This is a genomic window from Corynebacterium jeddahense (genome assembly GCF_028609865.1).
GTDB lineage: Bacteria > Actinomycetota > Actinomycetes > Mycobacteriales > Mycobacteriaceae > Corynebacterium > Corynebacterium jeddahense.
Window position 1 is genome coordinate 2,561,328 of the sequence record NZ_CP063194.1, and the last position, 6,369, is coordinate 2,567,696.

Below are 6,369 nucleotides of genomic sequence, written 5' to 3' on the forward strand. Positions count from 1 at the left end.
CGCTGCACGTTGGCGACTCATCAGCGCGGGTCGCTGAGGTCCGGATGTCGCTCGCCCGCCTGGGCCTCATCGACGGCTACGAAGGGCAGATCGACCCGCACCGCCAGTTCACCCGGGACGAGATGCGTTACGACGACATCCTGTGCGAGGCCGTCAAAGCCTTCCAGCAGTCGCGCGGCATCGTCCCCACCGGCTCCATCGACGACGCCACACTGCGCGAGCTGCGCGAGGCCTCGTACACGCTCGGCGCGCGCGTGCTGAGCTACCAGCCCGGCCAGGAGATTGTGGGCGACGACGTGGCGCAACTGCAGTCCCAGCTTCACGAGCTCGGCTTCTACCCGCACCGTGTGGACGGCCGATTCGGCCCCCGCACCCACGAGTCGCTGATGAACTACCAGCTCAACAGCGGTTTAGAGGATGACGGCGTGTGCGGCCCCGACACGCTGCACGCGCTGTCGCTGCTCGGCCGGCGCATCACCGGCGGGTCCGCGCAGGCGATCCGCGAGCGCGAGACCGTGCGCCAGGCCGGGCCGAACCTGGCCGGCAAGCGCGTGGTCATCGACCCGGACCTCGGCGGCGCGGATCGCGGCCGCGTGGTGCACGGGCCGTACGGGCCGATCACGGAGGAGGAGATCCTCTGGGACCTCGCCCAGCGCATCGAGGGCCGCATGGTCGCCGCCGGGATGGAGACGATCCTCTCGCGCCCGCGCGGGGACAACCCCTCGAACAAGCAGCGCGCGGACCTAGCGAACAGCTTCAACGCGGATCTGCTCATCTCCCTGCGCCTGGACTCGTACCCGAACGAGAAGGCCAACGGCGTGGCCACGTTCTACTTCGGCTCGGAGCACGGCAGCTCCTCGCTCACCGGGGAGACGCTGTCCGGCTACATCCAGCGCGAGGTGGCCGCGCGCACGGACCTGCAGAACTGCCGCAACCACGCCCGCACCTGGGAGATGCTGCGCATGACCCGGATGCCGTCGGTGGAGCTCGTGGCGGGCTACCTCACCAACCCGGGCGACCTCGCAGTGCTCACCGACCCCGCGCAGCGCGACGCCATCGCCGAGGCGGTCGTGGTGGCCGTGAAGCGCCTCTACCTGCTCGACCACGACACGCGCCCGACGGGCACGTACTCCTTCGTCGAGCTCCTGCGCGAGGAGCTCGCCTAGCTAGTCGGTGCCCTGGATGAGCGCCATGATGCGCTCGAAGTCGTCCTTGTCCCCGAACTCGACGACAATCTTGCCCTTGCGCTTGCCCATGGTCACCGACACCTTCGTGTCCCACGCGTCCGCGAGCGAGTCCGCGGCGCGCGAGAGGTACTCCGGCTGCGGCACCGGCTCGCGCTTCGGCTTCTCCGGCGCCTTCCCGTTCGCGTTGATGAGCGCGACGGCCTCCTCGGTCGCGCGCACGGACAGGCCCTCCGCGACGATGCGGTCGGCGAGCTGCTCCTGGGCCGCGGCGGTGTCCTCGCCGAGCTTGACGCCGAGGATGGCGCGCGCGTGGCCGGCGGAGAGCACGCCCGCGGCGACGCGCCGCTGCACGCCGACGGGCAGGTTGAGCAGGCGGATCGCGTTCGTGATCACGGGGCGCGAGCGGCCGAGTTTGTCGGCGAGTTGCTCCTGGGTGACGCCGAACTCGTCGAGCAGCTGCTGGTAGGCGGCGGCCTCCTCGAGCGGGTTGAGCTGCACGCGGTGAATGTTCTCCAGCAGCGCGTCGCGCAGCATGTCCTCGTCGGAGGTCTCGCGCACGATCGCCGGGATGTGCTTCAGACCCGCCTTCGACGCGGCGCGCCAGCGGCGCTCGCCCATGATGAGCTCGAATCCCTCCGGCGTGTCGCGCACGACGATGGGCTGGAGCAGGCCGAACTCGCGGATGGAGTGGACCAGCTCGGCGAGCTCGTCTTCGTCGAAGACCTGGCGCGGCTGCTTCGGGTTCGGGATGATCTGGCCGAGCGGGATCTCCTGGTAGCGCGCGCCCACCGGCACGGGCTGCATGACGTTGTCGCGCTTCGGGGTGACGGTCGGGGCGCCCTTGACGGTGCGGGGGGTGGCCTTCGGGGCGTCGTCACGCTGCTGCTGCTTGCCGAAGATGACGTCGGACGCGCCGCCGCCGATGCCCGGGGTCTTGCCCTCCTTGTCGATGTCCGCGGGCGCCGACGGGATGAGCGCCGCGAGTCCGCGGCCGAGGCCGCCTTTGCGTTCTGCCATGGTGTTACTCCTCTTCATCCAGTTGGGCGTAGACTTCGGGGCTCACGCCGATCGGGCCGGTGGTGGGGTGCGGCTGGTAGTCGCCGCGCTTGGCCAGCTCTTTCGCCGCGTCGAAGTAGGCGAGCGCGCCACGCGAGCCGGGGTCGTAGTCGATGACGGTCTGGCCGTAGCCGGGCGCTTCCGAGACCTTCACGGAGCGAGGGATGACGTTGTTCAGCACCACCTGGCCGAACTGCCCGCGCACCTCCTCGGCGACCTCGGAGGCGAGCTTCGTGCGCGCGTCGTACATCGTGAGCAGGATGCCCGAGATGTGCAGGTTGTCGTTGAGGTGCTCGCGGATCATGCCGATGTTGCCCAGCAGCTGGCCCACGCCCTCGAGCGCGTAGTACTCGCACTGGATGGGGATGAGCACCTCGTCCACCGCAGTCATCGCGTTGATGGTGAGCAGGCCGAGTGAGGGCGGGCAGTCGATGAACACGTAGTCGAACCCGTGCTCGTCGAGGAAGCCGCGGCGGATCTGGTCGTGGAGGCGGTACTCGCGGCGCACCATGGAGACGAGCTCGATCTCCGCGCCCGCGAGGTCGATGGTGGCGGGGATGCAGAAGAGGTTCTCGTTGTCCGGGTTCTGCTGCACAGCGTCCGCCGCGGCCGCCTCGCCGATGAGCACCTCGTAGCTCGACGTCGTGCCGGAGGTGTGCTCCGCGCCGAGCGCCGTCGAGGCGTTGCCCTGGGGGTCGAGGTCGATGACCAGTACCTTCAGCCCGAGCCGGGACAGGCTCGCGGCGAGGTTCACACTCGTCGTGGTCTTGCCCACGCCGCCCTTCTGGTTCGCCACCGTGATCACGCGCGGCGAGTCCGGCTTCGGGAGCGTTTCGCTTCTCGACGACACACGCGCCGCCCGCATCGCCGCCTCCATCACCGGAGTCTCGTCCCAGTTCTCCATCTACGCCCCCTTCTTCCTGCGCACGATTCGGATCAACGTGGTCGGCTGCGCCAGCACGTCCCCGCCGACGGTGAGGATCTCCGCGTCCGCGCCGCCGGCCCGCTCGATCTCGCGGCGGTCGCGCTCGAGCTCCTCGGCCACGGACTCGCCCTTCATCGCGACCATCGCGCCACCGCCCTTCACAAGCGGCAGCGACCACCCGGCGAGCTTACCCAGCGGCGCGACGGCGCGGGAGGTCACCGCGTCGAAGGCGCCCTTCTGCTGGTCCTCGGCGCGCCCGCGGACGACCGTGACGTTGTCCAGCCCGAGCTCGGCTGCCACCTCGCCGAGGTACGTCGAGCGCTTGAGCAGCGGCTCGATGAGCGTGACGGCGAGGTCCGGGCGCGCGATGGCGAGTGGGATGCCGGGCAGGCCCGCCCCGGAGCCGATGTCGGCGACCTTGAGGCCCGGCCCGAACGCCTCCGCGATGACGGCGCAGTTGAGGATGTGGCGCTCCCAGAGGCGCTCCACCTCCTTCGGGCCGATGAACCCGCGCTCGGCCGCCGTCGTGGCCAGGGACTCGTGGTAGGCCTCGGCGAGGGCGAGGCGGTCGCCGAAGACGCCGGCCACGGCTGCAGGGGTGGTGTCGGACATGCCAGCAACTCTAGTCGGCCCCCAGACGCGAAACGGCCCCGGTACGTGACCGGGGCCGTGAGGTGCGTCGATACGCAGCCGCTACTTGCCTTGCTTGCGCTGCTTCTTGGTGCGGCGGTCGACCTTGCGGGCGCCGGGGGCGGGCGCGGTGGTGCGCTTGAGTTCCACCTTGCGGGCCTCCTCGGCGGCCTCTTCCTTGTCCATCTTGTTGTTGAGGAGGATCGTCTGGAAGAACGTCCACACGTTGTTGGTGAGCATGTAGAACAGCAGGCCGACGTGCCAGATGATGCCGGTGGCCAGGATCATGATCGGCATGAACCAGAGCATCATCTTGTTCATCATGCCCATCTGGGCTTCCATCATCGCGGCGTTCTCGCCGGTCGGCGCGGCGACCTTGCCGGACGCGCGGCGCTCCTGCTGGCGGTTGACCATGAGGCGCGCGTTGAAGTGCGTGAACACCGCGCACAGGAGGAGCAGCGGGAGGCAGACCGCGACGATCTTCGCGCGCGTGAGGTCCTCCGCGCCGGTGAACGCGGCGTAGGCCTCCTCCGGCATGGACATGTACGCCGAGATGGGCACGCCGAAGAAGTTCGCGTCGAGGAAGGACTGCACGTCCGACGCCGGGAAGGCGTAGTTGGCGGTCTGGCGGTTCTCCTCGATGGACATGCCCAGTCCGCCGCCGGATGTGCCGGTGCGGTTAAACGAGCGCAGCACGTGGAGCAGGCCGATGAAGATCGGCATCTGCACGAGCGGGACGATGCAGGACGCGAGCGGGTTGGTGCCCATCTCGCGGTAGAGCTTCTGCGTCTCTTCCGCCATCTTCTGCTGGTCGTTCTTGTACTTCTCGCGGATCTCCTGCATCCGCGGCTGCATTTCCTGCATCTTGCGGGTGGACCGCATCTGGTTCACCATCGGCTTGAGCAGGAACAGGCGCACGGTGCACGTCAGCAGCACGATCGCGAGGATCCACGCGACGCCCGTGTCCTTGGGGATGACGTAGCCGATGACCTCGTGCCAAAACCTCAGCACCCAGGAAATCGGCCAATAGATAAAGTTCAGCACGTTCCGGTGTTACTCCTCACTCACTTCGATGCTGCCCGAGATGCTTCCCGGCACCGGGTCGTAGCCCCCGGGGTGCCAGGGGCCGCACTTGCACAGCCTGGCGGTGGCCATGAGCCCGCCGCGGACCGCGCCGTGCCGCGACACGGCCTCCAGCGCATACGCACTGCATACTGGCAGAAAACGACAGGTCCCGCCCATCTTAAGGGGTGAGACATACTTTTGGTAACCGCGGATGAGCCCGACCAGCGCTTTCGCGGCCGGCCCCTTCGCCTCGGGGATCTCGCCGCCGGCGAAGTTGACGTAGGCCATCAGCGCGTTCCCTGCGCCTTACCCAGCGCTTTGCGCAGGTCGCGGGCGAGCTCGTCGCTCGTCGCTCCCGCCGCGGGGGGTAGCGCACGGATAACGCAGTCCACGTTGCGCGGCAGCGTTGCCGCGACCCCCCGCTGGAGCACCACGTTGCGCAGCTTGCGCGACACGGCATGCCGCGTCACCGCGTTGCCCACCTGCTTGGATACCACGAGGCCGAAGCGCGGCCCGCCCTCGACGGCCACGTCCGGGCGGGTTCGCACATGGACCATTAACGTACGAGACCCCGCGCGCACACCCTCCTTCATCGCCGCTTTGAAGTCGGCGGACGAGGTGAGTTTGTGCGGGCGGGGGAGCACGTCGGTTACGCGACTATGCGGTGAGCTTCGCGCGGCCCTTCTTGCGGCGCGCGGACACGATGGCGCGGCCGGCGCGGGTCTGCATACGCGCGCGGAAGCCGTGCTTACGGGCGCGGCGGCGGTTGTTCGGCTGGTAAGTCCGCTTGGACACGGTGGACTCCTTGAGGGGTCGAAGAACGGGCCTCCCGGGGGCCGTTCCAAAGATGAACGTTTCAGGTGAGATGCGGTTCGGCTCCTGCGGAGCGCGGTTCGCGTGCAGCGCCTTCGCCAGCTCGCCGCGAGGCGGCCCGGGGCCCGGCGGGGGCGGTGCTCTCTGAAGTACGCCAGCCAGGCTGACGTAAAGACGAGCTTCAGACTACGCGAATTCCGCCCGCCGGGCCAAATCCGAGCGTTGCTTTGCGACGCCTGTCGGACGGGTACCCCCGGAATTACACGACTGTGTTTTTGCGCAGGTGGCGCCGCGAAACGCCGACGTTTCCTGCGAAACTGCTGGGAGAACCTGGACGCGTGTTCGAAGCGCCGAGTTATCCACAGCCCCGGGCGCCGCCGAAATTTAGACAGGCCGTGCACGGAGCGGGTAACAATGATGCAATCACCACAATCTCACACTCTCGGCCCGCACAGGCCTGTGGATAACTGTGAAGTTTCGGTTGAGACTTTCCCGCGAGTCGGCGTATTTCCGCTGGCAGGGGAGTTATCTACCGCGGCGCATAGTTTTCCACAGCCGGTGTGCAGCCTGTGGACAACGCCGCCCCGCGACCTGTCCACACCTGTGGATAACATTGTGGAACAGCAGGTAGTGCCCCGCCCCCGACTCCCCAGCGAGTGTGGAACGGGCGGAAGAAGCGAAAAGGAGCGGGCG

At 68.3% G+C, this 6,369-nt stretch carries 8 protein-coding genes; 1 reads left to right on the forward strand and 7 read right to left on the reverse strand.

The annotated features are described in order from the left end of the window. Positions 1 to 44: 44 nt before the first annotated feature. Positions 45 to 1,166 (forward strand): N-acetylmuramoyl-L-alanine amidase, encoded by a 1,122-nt coding sequence (locus CJEDD_RS12200; RefSeq protein ID WP_042405350.1) that lies wholly within the window; start codon positions 45 to 47, stop codon positions 1,164 to 1,166. Here the strand turns inward: CJEDD_RS12200 and CJEDD_RS12205 are convergent, their stop codons facing one another. The 7 genes from CJEDD_RS12205 to rpmH all read right to left on the reverse strand — a co-directional run bounded on the left by CJEDD_RS12205 (position 1,167) and on the right by rpmH (position 5,658). Then, on the reverse strand, positions 1,167 to 2,204 hold the full coding sequence (locus CJEDD_RS12205; RefSeq protein WP_042405348.1) for a ParB/RepB/Spo0J family partition protein: 1,038 nt from the start codon (positions 2,202 to 2,204) through the stop codon (positions 1,167 to 1,169). It lies immediately after the preceding gene. 4 nt (positions 2,205 to 2,208) lie between these two features. Then, positions 2,209 to 3,147, reverse strand: a complete 939-nt coding sequence (locus CJEDD_RS12210) for a ParA family protein (RefSeq protein WP_042405346.1) — start codon at positions 3,145 to 3,147, stop codon at positions 2,209 to 2,211. Then, positions 3,148 to 3,780, reverse strand: coding sequence for a 16S rRNA (guanine(527)-N(7))-methyltransferase RsmG (gene rsmG / locus CJEDD_RS12215; RefSeq protein WP_042405344.1), 633 nt, complete (start codon positions 3,778 to 3,780; stop codon positions 3,148 to 3,150). Positions 3,781 to 3,861: 81 nt separating this feature from the next. Then, positions 3,862 to 4,842 carry a membrane protein insertase YidC gene (gene yidC, locus CJEDD_RS12220; RefSeq protein ID WP_042405342.1) on the reverse strand — a complete coding sequence of 327 codons (981 nt, stop codon included), beginning with the start codon at positions 4,840 to 4,842 and terminating at the stop codon, positions 3,862 to 3,864. 9 nt (positions 4,843 to 4,851) lie between these two features. Then, complete coding sequence (gene yidD / locus CJEDD_RS12225) at positions 4,852 to 5,151, reverse strand: membrane protein insertion efficiency factor YidD (RefSeq protein WP_042405339.1); 300 nt, start codon at positions 5,149 to 5,151, stop codon at positions 4,852 to 4,854. Continuing rightward, entirely contained in the window at positions 5,151 to 5,507 is a 357-nt protein-coding gene (rnpA, locus tag CJEDD_RS12230; RefSeq protein ID WP_042405338.1) for a ribonuclease P protein component, read from the reverse strand. Before rnpA ends, yidD begins: the two co-directional genes overlap by 1 nt. A gap of 13 nt (positions 5,508 to 5,520) precedes the next feature. Continuing rightward, a complete protein-coding gene (gene rpmH / locus CJEDD_RS12235; protein ID WP_042405335.1) occupies positions 5,521 to 5,658 on the reverse strand; it encodes a 50S ribosomal protein L34 in 138 nt (45 codons plus the stop codon). Between the last annotated feature and the right edge of the window lie 711 nt (positions 5,659 to 6,369).